The sequence below is a fragment of the Klebsiella sp. EMBS2024 genome, assembly GCF_036233805.1.
Lineage (GTDB): Bacteria > Pseudomonadota > Gammaproteobacteria > Enterobacterales > Enterobacteriaceae > Klebsiella > Klebsiella pneumoniae.
The window spans coordinates 3190650-3215320 of sequence record NZ_JAZARW010000001.1 but is presented as its reverse complement, the minus strand read 5'-3'; the positions used below and the strand labels follow the sequence as shown (position 1 = coordinate 3215320).

17 protein-coding genes, 1 tRNA gene, 3 rRNA genes and 1 other annotated feature are annotated in these 24671 nt (G+C 55.9%); of the genes, 12 read left to right on the top strand and 9 right to left on the bottom strand.

Going from position 1 to position 24671, the window contains the following annotated elements; all coding sequences use genetic code 11:
- The first annotated feature begins 12 nt into the window (after window positions 1-12).
- The 3 genes from aroF to VZP09_RS14795 all read left to right on the top strand — a co-directional run bounded on the left by aroF (window position 13) and on the right by VZP09_RS14795 (window position 3149).
- Window positions 13-1083, top strand: a complete 1071-nt coding sequence (gene aroF, locus VZP09_RS14805; protein ID WP_328795244.1) for a 3-deoxy-7-phosphoheptulonate synthase AroF — start codon at window positions 13-15, stop codon at window positions 1081-1083.
- Window positions 1084-1092: 9 nt separating this feature from the next.
- Window positions 1093-2214 carry a bifunctional chorismate mutase/prephenate dehydrogenase gene (gene tyrA, locus VZP09_RS14800; RefSeq protein WP_014907099.1) on the top strand — a complete coding sequence of 374 codons (1122 nt, stop codon included), beginning with the start codon at window positions 1093-1095 and terminating at the stop codon, window positions 2212-2214.
- Window positions 2215-2276: 62 nt separating this feature from the next.
- On the top strand, window positions 2277-3149 hold the full coding sequence (locus tag VZP09_RS14795; RefSeq protein WP_004174805.1) for an SMP-30/gluconolactonase/LRE family protein: 873 nt from the start codon (window positions 2277-2279) through the stop codon (window positions 3147-3149).
- Here VZP09_RS14795 and pheA read toward each other — a convergent pair.
- From pheA to bamD, 4 genes are all read right to left on the bottom strand, one after another.
- Window positions 3146-4306 carry a bifunctional chorismate mutase/prephenate dehydratase gene (gene pheA, locus VZP09_RS14790; protein ID WP_004150975.1) on the bottom strand — a complete coding sequence of 387 codons (1161 nt, stop codon included), beginning with the start codon at window positions 4304-4306 and terminating at the stop codon, window positions 3146-3148. The two genes, VZP09_RS14795 and pheA, sit on opposite strands and share 4 nt — an antisense overlap.
- A gap of 24 nt (window positions 4307-4330) precedes the next feature.
- Window positions 4331-4455 (bottom strand) — a sequence feature (Phe leader region).
- Window positions 4407-4454, bottom strand: coding sequence for a pheA operon leader peptide PheL (gene pheL, locus VZP09_RS14785; RefSeq protein WP_100250063.1), 48 nt, complete (start codon window positions 4452-4454; stop codon window positions 4407-4409). It overlaps the preceding feature by 48 nt.
- Window positions 4456-4560: 105 nt before the next feature.
- Window positions 4561-4896: a ribosome-associated translation inhibitor RaiA gene (gene raiA, locus VZP09_RS14780; protein WP_002914111.1), complete on the bottom strand. Its 336-nt coding sequence runs from the start codon at window positions 4894-4896 to the stop codon at window positions 4561-4563.
- Between the two features lie 270 nt (window positions 4897-5166).
- Complete coding sequence (gene bamD, locus VZP09_RS14775) at window positions 5167-5904, bottom strand: outer membrane protein assembly factor BamD (protein WP_004145664.1); 738 nt, start codon at window positions 5902-5904, stop codon at window positions 5167-5169.
- A 131-nt stretch (window positions 5905-6035) separates the two neighbouring features.
- On the opposite strand from bamD, the gene rluD reads away from it, so the two are divergent.
- The 8 genes from rluD (at window position 6036) to VZP09_RS14735 (ending at window position 17618) form a co-directional block, all read left to right on the top strand.
- Complete coding sequence (gene rluD / locus VZP09_RS14770) at window positions 6036-7016, top strand: 23S rRNA pseudouridine(1911/1915/1917) synthase RluD (protein WP_002914110.1); 981 nt, start codon at window positions 6036-6038, stop codon at window positions 7014-7016.
- Window positions 7013-7744, top strand: coding sequence for a purine nucleoside phosphorylase YfiH (yfiH, locus tag VZP09_RS14765; RefSeq protein WP_004212956.1), 732 nt, complete (start codon window positions 7013-7015; stop codon window positions 7742-7744). Before rluD ends, yfiH begins: the two co-directional genes overlap by 4 nt.
- A gap of 129 nt (window positions 7745-7873) precedes the next feature.
- Window positions 7874-10447: an ATP-dependent chaperone ClpB gene (gene clpB, locus VZP09_RS14760; protein WP_004890358.1), complete on the top strand. Its 2574-nt coding sequence runs from the start codon at window positions 7874-7876 to the stop codon at window positions 10445-10447.
- Window positions 10448-10912: 465 nt separating this feature from the next.
- Window positions 10913-12452 (top strand): 16S ribosomal RNA (locus VZP09_RS14755).
- Between the two features lie 85 nt (window positions 12453-12537).
- Window positions 12538-12613 (top strand) — tRNA-Glu (locus tag VZP09_RS14750).
- A gap of 182 nt (window positions 12614-12795) precedes the next feature.
- Window positions 12796-15697: ribosomal RNA gene (locus tag VZP09_RS14745) — 23S ribosomal RNA — on the top strand.
- Window positions 15698-15793: 96 nt separating this feature from the next.
- Window positions 15794-15909: ribosomal RNA gene (rrf, locus tag VZP09_RS14740) — 5S ribosomal RNA — on the top strand.
- The 16S, 23S and 5S rRNA genes sit together here with 1 tRNA gene alongside, the layout of an rRNA operon.
- Window positions 15910-16319: 410 nt before the next feature.
- Complete coding sequence (locus tag VZP09_RS14735; RefSeq protein WP_004144368.1) at window positions 16320-17618, top strand: MFS transporter; 1299 nt, start codon at window positions 16320-16322, stop codon at window positions 17616-17618.
- A 3-nt stretch (window positions 17619-17621) separates the two neighbouring features.
- On the opposite strand, the gene VZP09_RS14730 is transcribed toward VZP09_RS14735, so the two are convergent.
- The 5 genes from VZP09_RS14730 to trxC form a co-directional block, all read right to left on the bottom strand.
- Entirely contained in the window at window positions 17622-17945 is a 324-nt protein-coding gene (locus VZP09_RS14730) for a YfiM family lipoprotein (protein ID WP_002914095.1), read from the bottom strand.
- A 41-nt stretch (window positions 17946-17986) separates the two neighbouring features.
- A complete protein-coding gene (gene pssA, locus VZP09_RS14725; protein WP_004180947.1) occupies window positions 17987-19342 on the bottom strand; it encodes a CDP-diacylglycerol--serine O-phosphatidyltransferase in 1356 nt (451 codons plus the stop codon).
- Window positions 19343-19462: 120 nt separating this feature from the next.
- The gene (locus VZP09_RS14720) at window positions 19463-22114 is read right to left on the bottom strand and encodes a bifunctional acetate--CoA ligase family protein/GNAT family N-acetyltransferase (protein ID WP_015958811.1); all 2652 of its coding nucleotides are present in this window, start codon (window positions 22112-22114) and stop codon (window positions 19463-19465) included.
- A 34-nt stretch (window positions 22115-22148) separates the two neighbouring features.
- Window positions 22149-22847: a tRNA-uridine aminocarboxypropyltransferase gene (gene tapT, locus VZP09_RS14715; protein WP_002914092.1), complete on the bottom strand. Its 699-nt coding sequence runs from the start codon at window positions 22845-22847 to the stop codon at window positions 22149-22151.
- Between the two features lie 69 nt (window positions 22848-22916).
- Window positions 22917-23342: a thioredoxin TrxC gene (gene trxC, locus VZP09_RS14710; protein ID WP_002914091.1), complete on the bottom strand. Its 426-nt coding sequence runs from the start codon at window positions 23340-23342 to the stop codon at window positions 22917-22919.
- Window positions 23343-23545: 203 nt separating this feature from the next.
- Between trxC and VZP09_RS14705 the strand changes: the two genes are divergently transcribed.
- On the top strand, window positions 23546-24631 hold the full coding sequence (locus tag VZP09_RS14705; protein ID WP_002914089.1) for a tRNA/rRNA methyltransferase: 1086 nt from the start codon (window positions 23546-23548) through the stop codon (window positions 24629-24631).
- The last annotated feature ends 40 nt before the right edge of the window (window positions 24632-24671 follow it).

Sequence of the window (24671 nt, the reverse complement as noted above, 5' to 3'; positions counted from 1 at the left end):
AGGATCGCAATCATGCAAAAAGACGCGCTGAACAACGTACATATTACCGACGAACATGTATTAATGACCCCGGAGCAACTGAAGGCGGAATTCCCGCTGAACGTCGAGCAGGAAGCGCAGATCGCGCACGCCCGTCAGACCATTTCGGATATCATCGCCGGTCGCGATCCGCGCCTGCTGGTGGTATGTGGTCCTTGCTCCATTCACGATCCGGAAGCTGCGATTGAATATGCTCGTCGGTTTAAAGCCCTTGCCGCAGAGGTCAGCGATAGCCTCTACCTGGTGATGCGCGTCTATTTTGAAAAACCCCGTACCACCGTCGGCTGGAAGGGGCTGATTAACGATCCGCACATGGATGGTTCGTTTGATGTTGAAGGCGGCCTGAAGATTGCGCGTCGTCTGCTGGTCGAGCTCGTCAATATGGGACTGCCGCTGGCGACGGAAGCGCTGGATCCCAACAGCCCGCAGTACCTCGGGGATCTGTTCAGCTGGTCCGCTATCGGCGCGCGTACCACGGAATCACAAACGCACCGCGAAATGGCCTCTGGCCTGTCGATGCCGGTCGGCTTTAAAAACGGTACCGATGGTAGCCTGGCCACGGCCATCAACGCCATGCGCGCCGCGGCGATGCCGCACCGTTTCGTCGGCATCAATCAGGCCGGGCAGGTCTGCCTGCTGCAAACGCAGGGTAATCCGAACGGCCATGTGATCCTCCGCGGCGGCAAGGCGCCGAACTACGGTCCGGAAGATGTGGCGAAATGCGAAAAAGAGATGGCGCAGGCGGGACTGAAGCCGTCGCTGATGGTAGATTGCAGTCATGGGAACTCCAATAAAGATTTCCGCCGCCAGCCGGCCGTGGCTGAATCCGTGGTCGCGCAGATCAAAGATGGCAACCGCTCCATTATCGGCCTGATGATCGAAAGTAATATCCACGAAGGCAATCAGTCCTCTGAACAGCCGCGTGAGGCGATGAAATACGGCGTCTCGGTGACGGATGCCTGCATCAGCTGGGAGACTACCGAGGCGCTGCTGCGTGAACTGGATAAGTATCTCCGCGGCCACCTGGCGGCCCGTTTGGTTTAAGAGGAAAGTATGGTTGCTGAACTGACCGCGTTACGCGATCAAATTGATGAAGTGGATAAAGCGTTGCTTAGCCTGCTGGCTAAGCGTCTGGAGCTGGTGGCCGAAGTCGGCGAGGTGAAGAGCCAGTATGGCCTGCCGATTTACGTCCCGGAGCGCGAGTCGGCGATGCTCGCCTCCCGACGTGAAGAGGCGGCTGCGCTCGGCGTACCACCGGATCTGATCGAGGACGTTCTGCGTCGCGTGATGCGGGAATCCTATTCCAGCGAAAACGACAAAGGCTTCAAAACCCTGCAGCCGAATCTGCGGCCGGTGGTGATCGTCGGCGGCGGTGGGCAGATGGGCCGTCTGTTTGAGAAGATGTTAACGCTGTCCGGCTACCAGGTGCGTATTCTGGAAAAAGAGGATTGGGCCCGGGCGGCGGATATCGTCGCCGATGCCGGCATGGTTATCGTCAGCGTACCGATTCACACCACCGTGGAGACGATCGCCAGGCTGCCGCCCCTTCCGGCGGATTGCATTCTGGTTGACCTTGCCTCGGTGAAAGCGGAGCCGCTGCAGGCGATGCTGGCGGCGCATCAGGGCCCGGTTCTTGGCCTGCACCCGATGTTCGGTCCGGACAGCGGCAGCCTGGCGAAGCAGGTGGTGGTCTATTGTGATGGCCGCCAGCCGGAGGCCTATCAGTGGTTCCTCGAACAAATCCAGGTTTGGGGCGCGCGGCTGCACCGCATCAGCGCCGTTGAGCACGATCAGAACATGGCCTTTATTCAGGCGCTGCGCCACTTTGCCACCTTCGCCTATGGCCTGCACCTGGCGGAAGAGAATGTACGTCTTGAGCAACTGCTGGCGCTCTCGTCGCCCATTTACCGACTGGAGCTGGCGATGGTAGGCCGTCTGTTTGCCCAGGATCCGCAGCTGTACGCCGATATTATTATGTCATCGGAAAACAACCTGGCGCTGATTAAGCGCTACTACCAGCGTTTCGGCGAAGCGATCGGCCTGCTGGAGCAGGGCGATAAGCAGGCGTTTATCGACAGCTTCCGTAAAGTCGAACACTGGTTTGGCGATTACGCTCAGCGTTTCCAGAGCGAGAGCCGCACGCTGCTGCGTCAGGCGAACGATAATCGGCAGTAAAGCGAAAAAGATGTATACAATAAAGCCAGCGACCGCTGGCTTTTTTTATAGGGATGACAACGATGGCTGAACCACAACCGCTGTTTGACTACACCGGATACCTGCCGGAATGCCCGACCTGGAGCGAGGCAGAACAGGCCCTCTACTGGGCTGATATCATGGAATGTGAAATTCACCGCTACGATATCCGCAGCGGAGAACACCAGGTGCTGCAGTTTCCAGAGGAGGTCGGCTGTTTTGCCCTGCGCGAGAAGGGCGGGTTTATCGTGGCATTGCGCAGCGGCATCTGGCTGACCGACGCCCACGGCCTGCTGCGGCGGAAAGTCTGCGATAACCCGAGCAACCCGGAGCTGGCGCGGTTTAACGACGGCGGGACCGATCGCGATGGGCGCTTTTATGCCGGTACCTTCTGGGGGCCTGGGGATTACAACGGCGCGCTGCTGATGCGAGTGGATAACGACCTGCAGCCGAAAGTGATCCAGTGTGACATCCATGGCGCCAATGGCCTGGCCTTTAGCGCCGACCGGCGCTGGATGTATACCTCTGATACGCCGAACGCCGTGATCTACCGTACGCCGCTGGATGAGCAGGGTGAGCCTGGCCGACGCGAAGTCTTTCGCCGTTTTCAGCCTGGCGAAGGGATCCCTGACGGGGCGGCGATCGACGTGGAGGGATGTTACTGGAGCGCAATGTTTGACGGCTGGCGGATCGCCCGTTTCTCGCCGCAGGGCGAGGAGCTGGAATCCTACCCGATGCCGGTTCGTTGCCCGACGATGGTCTGCTTCGGCGGGGCGGATATGAAAACGCTCTATATCACCACCACCCGGGAAAACATGGAGGACGATGAGCTGGCGCAGTATCCGCTGTCAGGCGCCATCTTCACCCTGCCGGTAGCGGTGGCAGGGATGAAGAAATTACCGTTCCGCGAATGTTAAACCGGATCCACCGGGACCACGTTTTCGCTAGGGTAGCAGCCGAGGACCTTCATGGAGCGGGTGATATCCGCCAGCTCCTTCAGCGCCTTGCGCATGGGCAGCGAATCCAGGTTGGCCTGAATATCGAGATAAAACATCTCTTCCCAGGGATTGCCGTGGATCGGGCGGGATTCCAGTTTGGTCATGATCAGATTGTGGTTGCGCAGCACCAGCAGGGCTTCCACCAGGGCGCCCGCCTGCTGACCGGTCGCCATTAACAGCGTGGTCTTGGCCGGCACCTGATCGGAGACGTTCACCGCTTTGCGCGCCAGGACGAGGAAGCGCGTGATGTTCTGCGTCTGGTTGGCCTGGCAGTGCTCCAGCACCTGCAGACCATACAGAGCGCCGCCCGCTTCGCTACCCAGGGCCGCGACGGCCGGGGAGTTCGCCTGCGCCACTTTTTCCATTGCCGCCGAGGTGCTCTCGGTATACTCAATCTTCCAGTGCGGGTAGCGGCTCAGGTACTGGCTGCACTGCTGGAACGGCTGCGGATGGCTGTAAACGGTCTGAATTTTATCGGCATCCGTCGAGGTGCTCACCAGTACGCAATGATCGATAGGGATCGTTAGCTCGCCAACGATCGACAGGCTGGTGTGCTGCAGCAGATCGTAGACGTCGTTGATCCCGCCGGAGCTGGTGTTTTCAATCGGCACCACCGCGTAATCGGCCTGGCCGGTTTCTACCTGATTAAAAATATCGGCGAACTTCGCGCAGCCGCTCTCAATAAACTGCTCAAAGTGGCGAGCGGCGTACTGACGCGCCGCCAGATGCGAGTAAGAGCCCTTGGGACCGAGGAACGCCACGCGGGCCGAATGCGGGTTAATTTTATTCAGATGCTGCTGCAGCAGGGTTTGCTGGGTAAGAACAGAGTCTTCGATAATCAGCTGGAACAGGCGGGTGATATAGTGCGCATCCAGATTATGGCGCTTGCCGATAGTCATCAGGCGCTCCAGCAGATCGCGTTCGCGGTCAATATCACGCACCGGACGATGGGAGGCCAGTTTGGCTTTTCCAACCTCAACAGCCAGTCCGCGGCGCTCCGCCAGCAAAGCAAGCAGCTTCTCGTCCAGGGCGCTTATCTTATCGCGCAGCGCCAGTAATGGGTTTTCCTCGGTCATAGATGTTGCCTTTGTTGTTATCAAATAAAAAAGGCCTCCCGGGTGGGAGGCCTTATTGTTCGTCTTCGCATTCTTTCTTATACGACGAATTGCCTCCCGGTCAGGGGAAGGTAAAAAAGAATGCGAAGAAGAACGGGACAAGTTTCATGGTAAATTCCTTTAGGTAGTGGGGATTACAGTACCTGTACTGTTTTCACTCTGTCAATAAAAAACGCGCCCGAAGGCGCGTGGCATGACACAACTTAAGTTAAGGATTACTCTTCTTCTTCCACAAAGCCTGCCTCTTTCACCGACGTCGCGGCGCGGCGGGCTTCCCCTTTGTGTTGCACTTTATTGAGCTGCCGTTCCAGCTTGTTGATCAATTCGTTAATGGCGGCGTACATATCTTCATGACGCGCACTGGCAACCAGATGGCCGTTTGGCGTGTTGATGGTTGCATCAGCGATAAAACCCTGCGGCTCCTTAGACAGAATGATGTGCGGGTTGATTAAATGAGTTTGCCACTTATCCAGTTTGGCGAGACGGTCTGCGACATGCTGGCGGATTGCCGGAGTAATTTCCATTTGTTTACTGGTAATGTTCATTGTCATAAATTTTACCTCTTGTCTTTCCCGTCTTGGTGAATCCAGCATACCTTTCCCAATGTCAAAATGTGTGATCTAAATCACATTTTATTGTCACTTTTTGTCAACAAATTCATTTTGTGAGACAGGGCAGGAAGAAGTGAGATTTTACTTGTCGAACCCGATAAAGCAGGCCATATTTGATGAGTTAACCCGGCGCTAAACCGCTTCAGCTCGTCGGGAAACNTATAAAAAAACGGCAGCCAGTGGCTGCCGTTTGCGATCGATGAGTCAGGCTCAGGTGTTCTTGCTGTTCGCGGCGATAATCTTCGCGACTTTGTCCGCCTGAGCGTTCATTTGCATCTGACGATAGGCGTTTTCCATCTTCGGCAGGGCATCGCGGGTGGCCTGGGTATCCGGATAATTACGCATCATCCCTTCCACACGGTTAACCACGGCAACCCATGCGCCACGATCGGTGTAGTAATCCACGACCGACAGCTCATATTTGGCCAGACGATCTTTCAGGAACACCATGCGTTTATAGGCGTCAGTGGCGTACTGGCTGTTCGGATAACCACGCACCAGTTTGGAGAAGTCATTGAAGGCATCGCGCGCGTGCTGCGGATCGCGGTCGGAGCGATCAACGCCGAAGAAGCCCTGCAGGGCGCTGTCATCCAGGGCCATGTTGGTCAGGCCGCGCATATAGATGACATAGTCGATGTTCGGATGGGTGGGGTTCAAACGCATGAAGCGATCGATAGCCGCCTGAGCCAGAGGAAGATCGGCGTTTTTATAATACGCATAAATCAGATCCAGCTGTACCTGTTGGGAATAAGGGCCGAATGGATAACGATTATCCAACGCTTCCAGTTGCGTTATCGCCTGTTTCCAGTTACCGTCCTGCAGTTTTTGCTGGGCGGTCGCGTAGATTTCATTCGGCGGATTATCAGGCACCTCTTCCTTAGAGCCGGAGCAACCCACCAAAGCCAGGCTCAGTGTGGCGGCTGCCACCAGGTATTTCATGCGCGTCATGACGTTTTGACTTCCTCAAAATGTTTATGCGGGAGAATCTCTGTTCCTGCTCCCGATTAAGACCAGCTACAATAGCACACTATATTAAACGGCAAAGCCGTAAAACCCAACGTTAAACGAAGAAGCTGTATATGGCACAACGAGTACAACTCACCGCAACGGTGACCGAAAATCAACTCGGTCAACGCTTAGATCAGGCTTTGGCCGAATTGTTCCCTGATTATTCGCGATCGCGGATAAAAGAATGGATCCTCGACCAACGCGTATTAGTCAATGGCACCATTGGCGATAAACCGAAAGAAAAAGTGCTGGGGGGAGAACGCATCGCTATCGATGTGGAAATCGAAGAAGAGGCGCGCTTCCAGCCGCAGGATATTCCGCTCAATATCGTTTACGAAGATGATGACATCATCGTGATCAATAAACCGCGCGATCTGGTTGTACATCCTGGCGCGGGCAACCCTGACGGTACTGTGCTGAATGCGCTGCTGCACTACTATCCGCCTATTGCCGATGTGCCGCGCGCGGGTATTGTTCATCGTCTGGATAAAGACACCACCGGTCTGATGGTGGTGGCGAAAACCATTCCGGCGCAAACCCGGCTGGTGGAGTCGCTGCAGCTGCGCGAGATCACCCGTGAATACGAAGCGGTGGCGATCGGTCATATGACCGCCGGTGGCACAGTGGAAGAGCCGATCAGCCGTCACCCGACCAAGCGTACCCATATGGCGGTGCATCCGATGGGCAAACCGGCGGTGACCCACTACCGCATTATGGAACATTTCCGCATCCATACCCGCCTGCGTCTGCGTCTGGAAACCGGTCGTACACATCAGATCCGCGTGCATATGTCGCATATCACCCATCCGCTGGTGGGTGACCAGGTCTATGGCGGCCGGCCGCGTCCGCCGAAGGGCGCGTCGGAGGAGTTCATCACCGCGCTGCGTAAATTCGACCGCCAGGCGCTGCATGCCACCATGCTGCGCCTGTATCACCCGATCTCCGGCATTGAAATGGAGTGGCACGCGCCCATCCCGCAGGATATGGTCGAGCTCATCGAGGCGATGCGCGCCGATTTTGAAGCCCATAAGGACGATATTGACTGGTTATGACGAAACTGATTGTACCGCAGTGGCCAATGCCCGGCAGCGTGGCGGCCTGTAGTTCTACCCGCATCGGCGGTGTGAGTCTGCCGCCCTATGACTCGCTCAACCTGGGCGCCCATTGCGGCGACAATCTGCAGGATGTCGAAGAAAACCGGCGGCGGATGTTTGCCGCCGGCGGCTTGCCGTCTTACCCGGTTTGGCTGGAGCAGGTCCATGGCACCGAGGTTCTGACGCTGGACGGCGGACCCTATCCGTCGAAACGCGCGGATGCCTCTTATAGTCGTACGCCAGGGACCGTCTGCGCAGTGATGACCGCTGACTGCCTGCCGGTGCTGTTCTGTAACCGCGACGGCACCGAAGTCGCCGCGGCGCACGCGGGATGGCGCGGCTTATGCGAAGGGGTTCTGGAAGCGACGGTTGCTCGTTTCGCCGATAAAGCCGAAAATATTATGGCGTGGCTGGGGCCCGCCATCGGTCCGCAGGCGTTTGAGGTGGGACCGGAAGTCCGGGATGCCTTTATGGCGAAGGACGAGAATGCGCACCGGGCTTTTCGTCCGGCAGGCGAAAAATATTTTGCTGATATCTACCAACTGGCGCGGCAGCGTCTGGCAAACGTCGGCGTTGAGCAGATTTTCGGCGGCGATCGCTGCACGCTAAGCGAAAAGGATGATTTTTTCTCTTACCGGCGCGACAAGACCACCGGTCGTATGGCAAGTTTCATTTGGCTGATATAACCTAGAGAATCAAGACGATCCAGAAGGCAAACTTATTTTTCACATAGTTCGGGTCTTTAACCTTGAATAATTGAGGGATGACCTCATTTAATCTCCAGTAGCAAATTTGACCTGTTTATGGGAGGAGTTATGCGTCTGGATCGTCTTACCAATAAATTCCAGCTTGCTCTTGCCGATGCCCAGTCGCTCGCACTCGGGCACGACAACCAATTCATCGAACCTCTTCATTTAATGAGCGCCTTGCTGAATCAGGAAGGGGGATCGGTACGTCCTTTATTAACCTCGGCGGGCGTGAATGCCGGGAAACTGCGCACTGACATCGAACAGGCCTTGAGCCGTTTACCGCAGGTGGAAGGCACCGGCGGCGATGTGCAACCTTCTCAGGATTTAGTGCGGATCCTCAACCTTTGCGACAAGCTGGCGCAAAAGAAAAAGGACAACTTTATTTCGTCGGAACTGTTCGTTCTGGCGGCGCTTGAATCGCGCGGTACGCTGACCGACCTTTTAAAATCCGCCGGAGCAACAACCGCCAACGTGACTCAGGCGATTGAACAAATGCGCGGAGGGGAAAGCGTGAACGATCAGGGTGCCGAAGACCAACGTCAGGCATTGAAGAAATTTACCGTCGATCTCACCGAGCGTGCCGAGCAGGGCAAGCTGGATCCGGTGATCGGCCGTGATGAAGAGATTCGCCGTACCATTCAGGTACTGCAGCGTCGTACCAAAAACAACCCGGTGCTGATCGGTGAACCCGGGGTGGGTAAAACGGCAATCGTCGAAGGCCTGGCGCAGCGTATCGTCAACGGCGAAGTACCAGAAGGGCTGAAAGGCCGTCGGGTATTGGCGCTGGATATGGGGGCGCTGGTGGCCGGGGCGAAATACCGCGGTGAGTTTGAAGAGCGTCTGAAAGGCGTGCTGACCGACCTGTCAAAACAGGAAGGTAACGTCATTCTGTTTATCGACGAACTGCATACCATGGTTGGCGCTGGTAAAGCCGACGGCGCGATGGATGCGGGTAACATGCTGAAGCCGGCGCTGGCGCGTGGTGAACTGCACTGCGTCGGGGCGACGACGCTTGATGAATACCGTCAGTACATCGAAAAAGACGCCGCGCTGGAACGTCGCTTCCAGAAAGTGTTCGTTGCCGAGCCTTCGGTAGAAGATACCATCGCGATTCTGCGCGGTCTGAAAGAACGTTATGAGCTGCACCACCACGTGCAGATCACTGACCCGGCTATCGTGGCGGCGGCGACCTTATCGCATCGCTATATTGCCGACCGTCAGCTGCCGGATAAAGCCATCGACCTCATCGATGAGGCGGCATCCAGCATCCGTATGCAGATTGACTCCAAACCGGAAGAGCTGGACCGTCTCGATCGGCGTATTATCCAGCTGAAACTGGAACAGCAGGCGCTGAAGAAAGAGTCTGATGAGGCGAGCCTGAAGCGTCTCGATATGCTCAACGAGGAGCTGGCGGATAAAGAACGGCAGTACTCGGTGCTGGAAGAAGAGTGGAAAGCGGAAAAAGCGTCGCTCTCCGGCACCCAGACTATTAAAGCCGAGCTGGAACAGGCGAAAATCGCTATCGAACAGGCGCGTCGTGTCGGCGATCTGGCGCGGATGTCCGAGCTGCAGTACGGCAAAATTCCGGAACTGGAGAAACAGCTGGCGGCGGCCACGCAGGCCGAAGGGAAAACCATGCGTCTGCTGCGTAATAAAGTGACGGATGCTGAAATCGCCGAAGTGCTGGCTCGCTGGACCGGTATCCCGGTCTCCCGCATGATGGAAAGCGAGCGCGACAAACTGCTGCGTATGGAGCAGGAGCTGCATCATCGGGTGATTGGCCAGGATGAGGCGGTTGAAGCGGTATCCAACGCCATTCGCCGCAGCCGCGCCGGGCTGTCCGATCCGAACCGGCCGATTGGTTCGTTCCTGTTCCTCGGTCCAACCGGGGTCGGTAAAACCGAGCTGTGTAAAACGCTGGCTAACTTTATGTTCGACAGCGACGACGCGATGGTGCGTATCGATATGTCCGAGTTTATGGAGAAACACTCCGTCTCGCGTCTGGTCGGTGCGCCTCCGGGATACGTCGGCTATGAAGAGGGCGGTTACCTGACCGAGGCGGTGCGCCGTCGTCCTTATTCCGTCATCCTGCTGGATGAAGTGGAAAAAGCGCACCCGGATGTGTTCAACATTCTGCTGCAGGTACTCGACGACGGGCGTCTCACCGACGGGCAGGGGAGAACGGTCGACTTCCGTAATACGGTAGTCATCATGACCTCGAACCTCGGTTCCGATCTGATTCAGGAACGGTTCGGCGAGCTGGACTACGGACATATGAAGGACCTGGTGCTGGGGGTAGTCAGCCAGAACTTCCGTCCGGAGTTCATCAACCGTATCGACGAAGTGGTGGTCTTCCATCCGCTGGGCGAGAAACATATTGCCTCTATTGCCCAGATCCAGCTGCAGCGTCTGTATAAACGTCTGGAAGAGCGCGGATATGAAGTGCAGATGTCCGATGAGGCGCTGAAGCTGCTGAGCGCCAACGGTTACGATCCGGTATACGGCGCGCGGCCATTGAAACGTGCTATTCAGCAGCAGATTGAGAACCCGTTAGCCCAGCAGATCCTTTCCGGTGAGCTGGTTCCGGGTAAAACCATCGAGCTGGTAGTAAAAGACGACCGCATTGTGGCAGTGCAGTAAATCACAAAACGACAAAAACGAGCCCAGCGGGCTCGTTTTTGTTTAAAAACCAGGCAAGAATTAAAACTCAATACCTGATTTGGTTGAAAAGTGAGCGGTTGAATTCTTTTTTTGAATTTATCCTTGTCACTTCAGAATTACCCCCTATAATGCGCCTCCACTGACACGGAACAACGGCAAACAAGCCGCCGGGCCAGGAGGACTCAACGACGGAAATCGACGTTGAAAGCCGACAGAGAAAAGCAAAATAAGCGCTTGACTCTGAATGAGGAAAACGTATTATACGGGACCTCGCGACAGAGCGCTAAAGCGCGTCGCAACTGCTCTTTAACAATTTATCAGACAATCTGTGTGGGCACTCAAAGTGATATGGATTCTTAACGTCCTCGGACGAAAAATGAATACCAAGTCTCAAGAGTGAACACGTAATTCATTACGAAGTTTAATTCTTTGAGCATCAAACTTAAATTGAAGAGTTTGATCATGGCTCAGATTGAACGCTGGCGGCAGGCCTAACACATGCAAGTCGAGCGGTAGCACAGAGAGCTTGCTCTCGGGTGACGAGCGGCGGACGGGTGAGTAATGTCTGGGAAACTGCCTGATGGAGGGGGATAACTACTGGAAACGGTAGCTAATACCGCATAACGTCGCAAGACCAAAGTGGGGGACCTTCGGGCCTCATGCCATCAGATGTGCCCAGATGGGATTAGCTAGTAGGTGGGGTAACGGCTCACCTAGGCGACGATCCCTAGCTGGTCTGAGAGGATGACCAGCCACACTGGAACTGAGACACGGTCCAGACTCCTACGGGAGGCAGCAGTGGGGAATATTGCACAATGGGCGCAAGCCTGATGCAGCCATGCCGCGTGTGTGAAGAAGGCCTTCGGGTTGTAAAGCACTTTCAGCGGGGAGGAAGGCGTTAAGGTTAATAACCTTGGCGATTGACGTTACCCGCAGAAGAAGCACCGGCTAACTCCGTGCCAGCAGCCGCGGTAATACGGAGGGTGCAAGCGTTAATCGGAATTACTGGGCGTAAAGCGCACGCAGGCGGTCTGTCAAGTCGGATGTGAAATCCCCGGGCTCAACCTGGGAACTGCATTCGAAACTGGCAGGCTAGAGTCTTGTAGAGGGGGGTAGAATTCCAGGTGTAGCGGTGAAATGCGTAGAGATCTGGAGGAATACCGGTGGCGAAGGCGGCCCCCTGGACAAAGACTGACGCTCAGGTGCGAAAGCGTGGGGAGCAAACAGGATTAGATACCCTGGTAGTCCACGCCGTAAACGATGTCGATTTGGAGGTTGTGCCCTTGAGGCGTGGCTTCCGGAGCTAACGCGTTAAATCGACCGCCTGGGGAGTACGGCCGCAAGGTTAAAACTCAAATGAATTGACGGGGGCCCGCACAAGCGGTGGAGCATGTGGTTTAATTCGATGCAACGCGAAGAACCTTACCTGGTCTTGACATCCACAGAACTTAGCAGAGATGCTTTGGTGCCTTCGGGAACTGTGAGACAGGTGCTGCATGGCTGTCGTCAGCTCGTGTTGTGAAATGTTGGGTTAAGTCCCGCAACGAGCGCAACCCTTATCCTTTGTTGCCAGCGGTTCGGCCGGGAACTCAAAGGAGACTGCCAGTGATAAACTGGAGGAAGGTGGGGATGACGTCAAGTCATCATGGCCCTTACGACCAGGGCTACACACGTGCTACAATGGCATATACAAAGAGAAGCGACCTCGCGAGAGCAAGCGGACCTCATAAAGTATGTCGTAGTCCGGATTGGAGTCTGCAACTCGACTCCATGAAGTCGGAATCGCTAGTAATCGTAGATCAGAATGCTACGGTGAATACGTTCCCGGGCCTTGTACACACCGCCCGTCACACCATGGGAGTGGGTTGCAAAAGAAGTAGGTAGCTTAACCTTCGGGAGGGCGCTTACCACTTTGTGATTCATGACTGGGGTGAAGTCGTAACAAGGTAACCGTAGGGGAACCTGCGGTTGGATCACCTCCTTACCTTAAAGAACCTGCCTTTGTAGTGCTCACACAGATTGTCTGATGAAAGTAGAGAAGCAAGGCGTCTTGCGATTGAGACTTCAGTGTCCCCTTCGTCTAGAGGCCCAGGACACCGCCCTTTCACGGCGGTAACAGGGGTTCGAATCCCCTAGGGGACGCCACTTGCTGGTTCGTGAGTGAAAGACGCGTGCCGAACTATCTCAAAACTCATCTTCGGGTGACGTTTGAGATATTTGCTCTTTAAAAATCTGGATCAAGCTGAAAATTGAAACGACACACTGTTTAAGTGTGTTCGAGTCTCTCAAATTTTCGCAATCAGAAGTGAAACATCTTCGGGTTGTGAGGTTAAGCGACTAAGCGTACACGGTGGATGCCCTGGCAGTCAGAGGCGATGAAGGACGTGCTAATCTGCGAAAAGCGTCGGTAAGGTGATATGAACCGTTACAGCCGGCGATGTCCGAATGGGGAAACCCAGTGCAATTCGTTGCACTATCGTTAACTGAATACATAGGTTAACGAGGCGAACCGGGGGAACTGAAACATCTAAGTACCCCGAGGAAAAGAAATCAACCGAGATTCCCCCAGTAGCGGCGAGCGAACGGGGAGCAGCCCAGAGTCTGAATCAGCTTGTGTGTTAGTGGAACGGTCTGGAAAGTCCGACGGTACAGGGTGATAGTCCCGTACACCAAAATGCACAGGTTGTGAACTCGAAGAGTAGGGCGGGACACGTGGTATCCTGTCTGAATATGGGGGGACCATCCTCCAAGGCTAAATACTCCTGACTGACCGATAGTGAACCAGTACCGTGAGGGAAAGGCGAAAAGAACCCCGGCGAGGGGAGTGAAAAAGAACCTGAAACCGTGTACGTACAAGCAGTGGGAGCACCTTCGGGTGTGACTGCGTACCTTTTGTATAATGGGTCAGCGACTTATATTCTGTAGCAAGGTTAACCGTATAGGGGAGCCGCAGGGAAACCGAGTCTTAACTGGGCGTTAAGTTGCAGGGTATAGACCCGAAACCCGGTGATCTAGCCATGGGCAGGTTGAAGGTTGGGTAACACTAACTGGAGGACCGAACCGACTAATGTTGAAAAATTAGCGGATGACTTGTGGCTGGGGGTGAAAGGCCAATCAAACCGGGAGATAGCTGGTTCTCCCCGAAAGCTATTTAGGTAGCGCCTCGTGAACTCATCTTCGGGGGTAGAGCACTGTTTCGGCTAGGGGGTCATCCCGACTTACCAACCCGATGCAAACTACGAATACCGAAGAATGTTATCACGGGAGACACACGGCGGGTGCTAACGTCCGTCGTGAAGAGGGAAACAACCCAGACCGCCAGCTAAGGTCCCAAAGTCATGGTTAAGTGGGAAACGATGTGGGAAGGCACAGACAGCCAGGATGTTGGCTTAGAAGCAGCCATCATTTAAAGAAAGCGTAATAGCTCACTGGTCGAGTCGGCCTGCGCGGAAGATGTAACGGGGCTAAACCATGCACCGAAGCTGCGGCAGCGACACTATGTGTTGTTGGGTAGGGGAGCGTTCTGTAAGCCTGCGAAGGTGTGCTGTGAGGCATGCTGGAGGTATCAGAAGTGCGAATGCTGACATAAGTAACGATAAAGCGGGTGAAAAGCCCGCTCGCCGGAAGACCAAGGGTTCCTGTCCAACGTTAATCGGGGCAGGGTGAGTCGACCCCTAAGGCGAGGCCGAAAGGCGTAGTCGATGGGAAACAGGTTAATATTCCTGTACTTGGTGTTACTGCGAAGGGGGGACGGAGAAGGCTATGTTAGCCGGGCGACGGTTGTCCCGGTTTAAGCATGTAGGCTGGTTGTCCAGGCAAATCCGGATAATCAAGGCTGAGGTGTGATGACGAGGCACTACGGTGCTGAAGTAACAAATGCCCTGCTTCCAGGAAAAGCCTCTAAGCATCAGGTAACATCAAATCGTACCCCAAACCGACACAGGTGGTCAGGTAGAGAATACCAAGGCGCTTGAGAGAACTCGGGTGAAGGAACTAGGCAAAATGGTGCCGTAACTTCGGGAGAAGGCACGCTGGTGTGTAGGTGAAGTCCCTGCGGATGGAGCTGAGACCAGTCGAAGATACCAGCTGGCTGCAACTGTTTATTAAAAACACAGCACTGTGCAAACACGAAAGTGGACGTATACGGTGTGACGCCTGCCCGGTGCCGGAAGGTTAATTGATGGGGTTATCCGTAAGGAGAAGCTCTTGATCGAAGCCCCGGTAAACGGCGGCCGTAACTATAACGGTCCTAAGGTAGCGAAATTCCTTGTCGGGTAAGTTCCGACCTGCACGAATGGCGTAATGATGGCCAGGCTGTCTCCACCCGAGACTCAGTGAAATTGAACTCGCTGTGAAGATGCAGTGTACCCGCGGCAAGACGGAAAGACCCCGTGAACCTTTACTATAGCTTGACACTGAACATTGAGCCTTGATGTGTAGGATAGGTGGGAGGCTTTGAAGCGTGGACGCCAGTCTGCGTGGAGCCAACCTTGAAATACCACCCTTTAATGTTTGATGTTCTAACGTTGGCCCCTGACCGGGGTTGCGGACAGTGTCTGGTGGGTAGTTTGACTGGGGCGGTCTCCTCCCAAAGCGTAACGGAGGAGCACGAAGGTTAGCTAATCCTGGTCGGACATCAGGAGGTTAGTGCAATGGCATAAGCTAGCTTGACTGCGAGCGTGACGGCGCGAGCAGGTGCGAAAGCAGGTCATAGTGATCCGGTGGTTCTGAATGGAAGGGCCATCGCTCAACGGATAAAAGGTACTCCGGGGATAACAGGCTGATACCGCCCAAGAGTTCATATCGACGGCGGTGTTTGGCACCTCGATGTCGGCTCATCACATCCTGGGGCTGAAGTAGGTCCCAAGGGTATGGCTGTTCGCCATTTAAAGTGGTACGCGAGCTGGGTTTAGAACGTCGTGAGACAGTTCGGTCCCTATCTGCCGTGGGCGCTGGAGAATTGAGGGGGGCTGCTCCTAGTACGAGAGGACCGGAGTGGACGCATCACTGGTGTTCGGGTTGTCATGCCAATGGCACTGCCCGGTAGCTAAATGCGGAAGAGATAAGTGCTGAAAGCATCTAAGCACGAAACTTGCCCCGAGATGAGTTCTCCCTGAGACTTTAAGTCTCCTGAAGGAACGTTGAAGACGANGACGTTGATAGGCCGGGTGTGTAAGCGCAGCGATGCGTTGAGCTAACCGGTACTAATGAACCGTGAGGCTTAACCTTACAACGCCGAAGATGTTTTGGCGGATTGAGAGAATTTTCAGCTCTGATACAGATTAATCGATACGTNGGTNANACGTGTTGATAAAACAGAATTTGCCTGGCGGCACTAGCGCGGTGGTCCCACCTGACCCCATGCCGAACTCAGAAGTGAAACGCCGTAGCGCCGATGGTAGTGTGGGGTCTCCCCATGTGAGAGTAGGGAACTGCCAGGCATCAAACAAGTGAAGAGCCCATCCTGCCGGATGGGCTTTTTGCGTTTCTGTCGTCCGGCCAGCGTGCCGGNATGTCNCCCCGGTGGCGCTGCGCTTACCGGGGCTACAAAACCGTACCCCGGACAAAGTGCGCAGCACCGCCTCCGGCGAAAATTACGCCATGTTCGCTCCATTATCTCCTTTCAACGCAAAATAAAACCCCGTCATGGCAATCCCTTCGCCATAATCCACTTTTTCCCTGCCCCTGCGCTGGCGATGATCGCGAAAACCGTGCTTGCGAAAAAAAATGTGAATCCAATCACATATAAAAATATAACAATTATATAACATTTAGTTTACTAATTAATTTGTCTGCGTGACGTGGTACGCCCGACAAGACAGATTGCAGTCTTTGCTGGAGCAATATAACAATGACAGAAAGTAGCATTACCGAACGGGGCGCGCCGGAACTGGCCGATACCCGTCGTCGTATTTGGGCAATTGTTGGCGCTTCCTCGGGGAATCTGGTTGAATGGTTTGATTTTTACGTTTACTCATTCTGCTCGCTCTATTTCGCGCACATCTTCTTTCCATCCGGAAATACCACCACCCAACTGCTGCAAACGGCAGGCGTATTTGCCGCCGGATTTCTGATGCGTCCTATCGGTGGATGGCTGTTTGGTCGGATCGCTGACCGCCGGGGACGTAAAACGTCCATGCTTATCTCGGTCTGCATGATGTGCTTTGGCTCACTGGTGATTGCCTGTCTGCCGGGTTATGCGGTGATCGGCACCTGGGCCCCGGCGCTGCTGCTGCTGGCGCGTCTGTTCCAGGGGCTGTCTGTTGGCGGAGAATACGGCACCAGTGCGACCTATATGAGTGAAGTCGCGGTGGAGGGAAAGAAAGGCTTCTATGCCTCCTTCCAGTACGTTACGCTGATTGGTGGTCAACTGCTGGCTGTATTAGTGGTTGTGGCGCTCCAGCAGGTGCTTAGCGATGAAGATCTCCATGCCTGGGGATGGCGTATTCCTTTTGCCCTCGGGGCGGTACTGGCTATCGTCGCGCTGTGGCTGCGTCGCCAGCTGGACGAAACCTCGAAGCAGGAGACCCGGGCGCTGAAAGAGGCTGGCTCATTTAAAGGGTTGTGGCGCAATCGCCGGGCCTTTGCGATGGTGTTAGGCTTTACCGCCGCCGGATCGCTGACCTTCTACACCTTCACCACCTATATGCAAAAGTATCTGGTCAACACGGCGGGCATGACGGCCAGCACCGCCAGCGTGATCATGACCGCGGCGCTGTTCGTTTATATGCTGGTTCAGCCGCTATTCGGCGCCTTCTCGGATAAAGTTGGCCGCCGGACCTCCATGCTGTGTTTTGGCGTGCTGGCGACGTTATTTACCGTGCCTATTCTCAGCGCCTTGCAAAAAGTGAGCTCACCCTATGCCGCCTTCGGCCTGGTGATCTGCGCCTTACTGATTGTCAGTTTCTATACCTCGATCAGCGGCATCCTGAAAGCAGAGATGTTCCCGGCTCAGGTTCGCGCGCTTGGGGTCGGGTTGTCCTATGCCGTCGCGAACGCATTGTTCGGCGGCTCTGCGGAGTACGTCGCGCTGTCGCTTAAGTCGGCAGGGATAGAGCACGCGTTCTACTGGTATGTGACGGTGATGGCCGCCATTGCCTTCCTTGTCTCCCTGATGTTGCATCGCAAAGGGAAGGGGTTGCGTCTGTAACGCTTACTGATGAGCCAACTGCCATACAGCGTAGCCGGTGGTCGCGCCGGCGACATCCCAGGCAAAATCCTTCCAGCTCCAGCCGCTCCCAGCCGGGCGGCTGTCCCAAAGCTCTTTTGAGGCGCCAAGGCTGACGGAAAACATCAGGCCGATAGCGGCGCTGCGGTCCCGGCTGTAACCCTGATGTTGCGCATATTCATTGCCAGCGGCAGAGAGCATCGCTGAGGCCAGAAAATGCTGGGCTTTGTCCTGACCGGACCATGCATCATTTGCCATGTGGCTGCAGCCGGTTAACAGCAGCGAAGCAATCACTATTATCGTACGCATAGCGCTTCCAGAAAAAAGCCCCGTCGAGGCGGGGCTGATAGTCAGAGAATACGGCTGATCAGCCGGTCAATGCGGATCCGCCGCAGGCGGCGGATCAGTTTTCGCACTTTCACCGGATAGTCGGCGATACTTTGCAGATCCCGATAATGTTTCACTACCGTGGTGTGGGTGCGGATGAGCTTCAGCTCTTTCTCCCGCATGGCCCCCAACTGCCGCTTTGGATCGTGGATCAGAATGGCGTTTTCCAGATCGAGCCGCCAGGCGCGCGGGTTCAGGTTGTTGCCAGTGAGCAGCATCCACTCATCGTCAACCCACATGCCTTTCAGGTGGTAGCTGTTATCATCATCCTTCCACAGGCGGACGATCAGCTGATCGGTATTGACATAATACTGCAGCCGGCTGAGGAAACGCCGCAGGTTGATCTCATACAGATAGGGAAGGGCGCCGATGATTTTAAACGGCTGATCTTCAGGAATGTAGAAATCGTTAGCCGTTTTATCGCCGACAATAATCTCCACCTGTTTTCCGTCGCGCAGCAGCTGGATGATATTTCTTACCAGTACGGCAGGGAGGTTGAAGTAGGGGGTGCAGATCGTCAGCTTGTGTTCGGCACAGGGCATCAGGTGAAAGATGGTTTTATTCAGCAGGCTCGATTTACCCAGGCCTACCAGCGGGGTGACGGAGAGTTCTTCGTCACCAGCGGTGCCGACAAAATGGTAGCTGCGGTCGCGGAGCTCCTGACGGTACTGGCGAATGTCGTTTTTGATTTCCGGGCTTTTTGGCCGATCCGGTCTGTCGAGACGGTTAACGCCGCGCCCCTGAACCAGATTGTTGTCGACCCAGTCGAACATGATGTCCGCCATTTTGCCGTTACGGATGCACTGATAGCGATCATAGCGATACTTATCATGCTGATGCAGATAAACATCATTCAGGCTGGCGCCGCTGTAGAGGACGCAGTCATCAATAATAAAGCCTTTGAAATGGAGAACGCCGAGCGCCTCCCGAGTGTTAATCGGCACGCCGTAAACGGGGATATCTACCCCTGGATTTTCATTGGCCATCCGACAATACCAGTCGGCATTGGTATTAGAGGCGGCGGCGCCGATACGGCCACGCTGAGCGCGGTGCCAGTCCACCAGAACGCGGACATCCAGTTCCGGACGCTGGCGTTTGGCGTCATAAAGGGCCTGCAAAATTCCTTTTCCGCCATCATCTTGCTCCAGATAGAGCGCAATAATGCATATACGCTGAGTGGCGTGGGCAATCCGGGTCAGTAACGCTTCCCTGAATTCCGCAGGGGCGTAAAAGAACTCTACATCATCAACTGACTGAGAAAGCTTAGGGAGTTGGGCAAGGTGTTGTTGATGTTTATTACGCTTAAATTTTGACAACATCACAGTGCGTTTCTTCTCTGTTTATTGAAGGGTCTTCTGTACCATGCAGACGACGTAAGCGGGCAATAATACCATTACTACCCGCTAATGTGGTCAACAATTGCGGTCAGCGTCGCGCGATTATCCCTGATTCAGGGGCAGCGACAGGCTGACAATCCCATCTTCCAGCTGAATATCGACGGTGAATCCCAGCTTTCTGGCGAGGCCTATCATGCCTCGGTTATTTGGCATCGTAATACCATTAAGGCGCCGCAGGCCATGGCTTTGCGTATAGGCGATCAGCTTTTCCAGCAACCTTCGCCCCAGGCCTAACCCTTTTAAATCTGAACGGACCAGAACGGCAAACTCGGCGTCAATATTATCGGGATCGGAGATCGCCCGCGTCACGCCGAGGATCTCGCTCTTCTCTGCGCTGGTCCTGACGGCAACGAACGCCATTTCTCGATCGTAGTCGATCTGGGTCATATTGGCTAAGTCGTCATGGGTAAATTCGTTGATCTCACTAAAATAGCGATAATAGAGATCTTCTTTGGTGACCTGGGCGATAAATGCGAGCAACTGTGGCTCATCTTCCGGGAGGATCGGCCGGAACAGACAGCGATCGCCATTTTTCATCACCACCCACTCCTCCAGTTGGTGCGGATAGGGACGAATAGCGAGACGGCTTTCACTGTCGCCGCTGAAGGGAGCAAGCCCCAGGGTAACGTCCAGCGCCGTAAACTCGTTGCCGGAGGCGAGCAGGGGATGAATATCCAGGCGCTGGATCTCCGGGCAGTCGACGATCAGGTTCGAGACCTGAACCAGCAGCTGGCTTAAGCCAGCGATATCCAGCGGGCGCAAGGCGCTGCGGCCGCGGATCTTCTTATTTTTGATCGCCTGGATCACCAGATAACGCGCCAGGTTCATATTCAGCGGCGGCAGCGCCACGGCGGCCTGGTCCTCGGCCCGCCACTCCACGCCGCCCTCGCCCAGCATAATCAACGGGCCGAAGACGGGATCGTGCTCAACCACTACTCTTAGCTCCTGGGCGCCAGCGCGATTGGCCATGCTTTGCACCAGCAATCCATGGATGCGCGCCTGGGGCCAGGCCAGTTTGACGCGATCGATCATCGCATCTGCAGCCTGCTGCACCTCGGCGGCGGTACGCAAATAGAGCATGACCCCCTGTACTTCTGATTTGTGCGGGATATCCGGAGAACGCAGCTTCAGCGCAACCGGATAGCCTATCTGCTCAGCGATATGCACCGCTTCCGCGCTGTCAGCGGCAATCCAAGTTGGCAGCGTGTGGATGCCATAGGCCCGAAGCACCGGGCTGACCTCGTGAGTATCCAGCGTGGTGGCGCCGTCTTCTATCGCTTGCTGCAGCAGAGCATGCGCCTCGCTGGTATTGGCGGTTAAGGAGTCTGGTAGCACCGGCGTCTCGCGCAGTTGTTTCTGGTTGCGACGGTATTCCACCATATGCATAAAAGCGGTGATCGTGCCCTCCGGCGTACGGTAGGTAGGGAGGCCGGCATCGCTGAATAAACGTCGCGCTTCCTGAGAGGAAAATTCGCCGCACCAGTTGGTCAGTACGGTGACATATTTACCGCGCGGGTGATGCTTCAGAGCGTCAATCAGGGCCAGGGCACTCTCGGTGCCCGGCGCGGCGGCGCTGGGAGAGTGGATCACCAGCAGCGCGTCATAGTCCTGACTGTTGAGCAAAACATTCACCGCCCGCTGATAGTGTTCGCTACTGGCGTCATCGCGTAGATCCAGCGGGTTGGCGATCTCCACGCCAACCGGCAACGCCTGGCGCAGGGCGTCGCGCGTCTCCTCGCTGAGAGCCGCCAGCTTACCGTTTCGCAACCAAAGCTCATCCAGCGCCAGCGCCGCCGGCGCCGCACCGTTGCTGACGATCATCAGTTTTTCACCGCGCAGCGGGCGCATGTGGCTGAGCGTTTCCACCGCAGAGAACAGCTCATGGGTATCCTGCACCCGCAGCAGACCAGCGCGCTGAATGGCCGCATCCCATGCCGGGTCCATCCCGGAATTGGCGTGCAATAGCTTCTGCGCCGCCGGACTACGGCCGCTTTTAATCACCAGGATAGGTTTGTTTCGCGAAGCGCTGCGCGCGGCGGAGACAAAGCGGCGCGCGTCGCTGAGATGCTCGAGGTACAGCAAAATGGCGCTGGTCTTGCTGTCGCGGGCCAGAAAGTCCAGCAGGTCATCGACATCAATATCCAGGCTATCGCCCAGGGCGATGAAGTAGGAAAAACCCATCTCGCGCTGTTGCGCCCAGTCAAGGATAGTATTGGAGACGGCGGCCGACTGCGAGATAAAGGCCAGTTTACCGCGATGGATCGGCACCGGTGAAAAGCTGGCGTTCAGCCCTTGCCATGGGGCCAGCAGTCCGAGACTGTTGGGGCCGAGCAGACGCATCTGATAGCGCGCGGCGCATTCGAGCAGCGCCGGGTACTGTTCCGGCTGCGAAGAGAGGATGATGCAGGTCTTGCAGCCTTTTTGCCCTAAGGCTTCGAGCAATTCGAGATTACGCCTGGCGTTAGTACAGAGCACCGCCAGATCCGGGGTAAACGGCAGGCTCTCGATGGTAGGCCATGCCAGTACCCCAAGAACCGCCTTCCAGGCGGGGGTGACCGGCATCACCGGGCCATTGAAGCCGCCGGCTAACAGGTTGCGCATCATGAGATAGCCAGCGCGCTGCGGCTTCATTGATGCGCCAATAACGGCGATGGACTTTGGTCGCAGCAGCGCTTCCAGGCCTCGTTGGCTCATACCGGTCTCCTTTCATCCCAGTGACCGAATGATTTTAAACGTTTTCCACCTGGCCCGCTGTGATACTGCCCTTATGCTGGGTTTTTCCCGCCAGATAGCGGGTCCGGAAGCGGGTGAAGTGCTCGCCAAGCGCAGCGGCGGCCGGGGCATCGCCCGCCAGATCCAGCAGGGCGATGGCCACTTCCGCGGTACAATATTGTCCGTCGGCGTGCGCCTCGCGCAGATGGTAGGCAGAGATGCGCGACAGATCGACGGAGATAATCGGCAGCGCGTCGAGATAAGGACTCTTACGGAACATTTTGCGCGCTTCGGTCCAGGTGCCGTCGAGCATGATAAACAGCGGCGGTTTACCGGACGGCGGCGCGCTCAGGACCTGGCGATCCGGCCCGGCATAGGAGGCCGGAAATACGACCATGGGCTGATAATCAGGATGGGCGACCAGATCGAGCAGCGCCTGCGGCGGTTCGGTACGCGACCACTGAAACGCTTCGGTATCTGGCAGAATATCGGCGATGAGCCGGCCAGTGTTGCTGGGCTTCATCGGTTCCGTATCAAACATCACCAGGCAGAAGCGGCTGGCGGCCTGCGCTGAGGTTAACGTGGCGCACAGGCACTGCTTGAGCGGCAGCAGACAGCGCTGGCAGCGGCGGATGCGATTGCCGCGCGCAAGGAAAGGGCGGGTAGCTCGCGCGAGACGTTCGGCGCGCAGGCGAAGGACAGCGTTATCAGTCATGGGAGTCGCTAGTGAAAAACGCTATTGTCGCAGAGGTGAAAACGGGGCACAAGCGGTGCCCCGGAAGGGTTATTGTTGGCCGGCTTCGTTAAGCCAGCTATCGAATGGCGCTTTTGGCACTGCGCCATTGAGCATGTCGATCACTTCGCCATTTTTGAACATCATAATGGTCGGGATGCTGCGGATACGAAACCGGGCGCTAAGCTCACGTTCCGCTTCGGTGTTGACTTTCACAAAACGCATCTTCCCGCTACGCTCTTCCGCGACGTCTTCAAAGATCGGCGCGAAGCTACGGCAGGGTCCGCACCATGGCGCCCAGAAATCGACAACGACCGGCAGATCGTCCTTCAAGAGTTTATCCAGCGTTGCCCCGGTCGCGTTGATGACGTCGCCGTCAAAAAGATCGTGACCGCAGCGTCCGCACTTTGCGCCATCCGCGCTACGATCGTCCGGGAGGCGGTTCAGAGCCTGACAACTGGCACAAACGGTATTCATAACTAACCTCTGGTTATGGGTTGCAACGTGGCACGTGGCCGATATGTTTCTGTGATGTTACATATTATCGATGAAGTGTTATTTGAGGACAATGCGTTTTGTTCGATGAGTGCAATAGAGGCCGGCTTTTAAACGAAATCATGGCGAAGCGATGGCACATCGGGTAATCTGCGCGCTTCGCGCAGCGCAGGTGGAGAAAATTGATGAGCGACGAACTGAAAAATAAAAGCGGCAAGGTCAAAGTGATGTATGTCCGCAGTGATGATGATTCTGACAAACGCACCCATAACCCACGTACCGGGAAAGGGGGAGGTCGTCCAGGAAAATCTCGTGTTGACGGCCGCAGCCGCCCTGCGCGTGACGAACGAAACAGCCGCGGCGACGATCGCAAACGTGACGACCGTAAGCGTGACGATCGCAAACGCGATGATTTTCATCGCGACGATGCGTCTCCGTGGCGTACCGTTTCCCGCGCTCCTGGCGATGAGACGCCGGTAAAAGAAGATCACGGCGGGATCAGCGGGAAGAGCTTTATCGATCCGGAAGTGCTGCGTCGTCAGCGTGCGGAAGAGACCCGCGTATATGGCGAAAACGCCTGCCAGGCGCTGTTCCAGAGCCGTCCGGAAGCTATCGTTCGCGCCTGGTTTATTCAGAGCGTGACGCCGCGCTTTAAAGAGGCGCTGCGCTGGATGGCGGCCAACCGTAAGGCCTATCACGTGGTGGACGAAGCCGAGCTGGCGAAAGCCTCCGGCACCGAGCACCACGGCGGCGTCTGCTTCCTGATCAAAAAACGCCACGGCACTTCTGTTGCTCAATGGGTCGCGAAGGCCGGGGAAGAAGATTGCGTTCTGGCGCTGGAAGATGTGGGTAACCCACATAATCTCGGGGCGATCATGCGCAGCTGCGCGCACTTTGGCGTGAAGGGCGTGGTGGTTCAGGATGCTGGCGTGCTGGAGTCCGGGGCGGCGATCCGTACGGCGGAGGGCGGTGCGGAGCATGTTGAACCGATCACTGGCGACAGCTTTATCGATACCCTCGATCAGTTCCGCAAAGCGGGCTACGCGATTGTCTCAACGTCCAGCCATAATGGTACCCCGCTGTTTAAAGCCGAGCTGCCGAAGAAAATGGTGCTGGCGTTAGGCCAGGAACGTGATGGTCTGTCCGATGCGGCGATTTCCAGCGCCGATCTCAGCGTTGCCATCGACGGTACCGGCAACGTTGAAAGCCTGAACGTCTCTGTGGCGACCGGCGTCCTGCTGGCGGAATGGTGGCGTCAGAACAAGGCGTGATTCGCCTGCCTGAATGCAAAAAAGCCAGCTGATGCTGGCT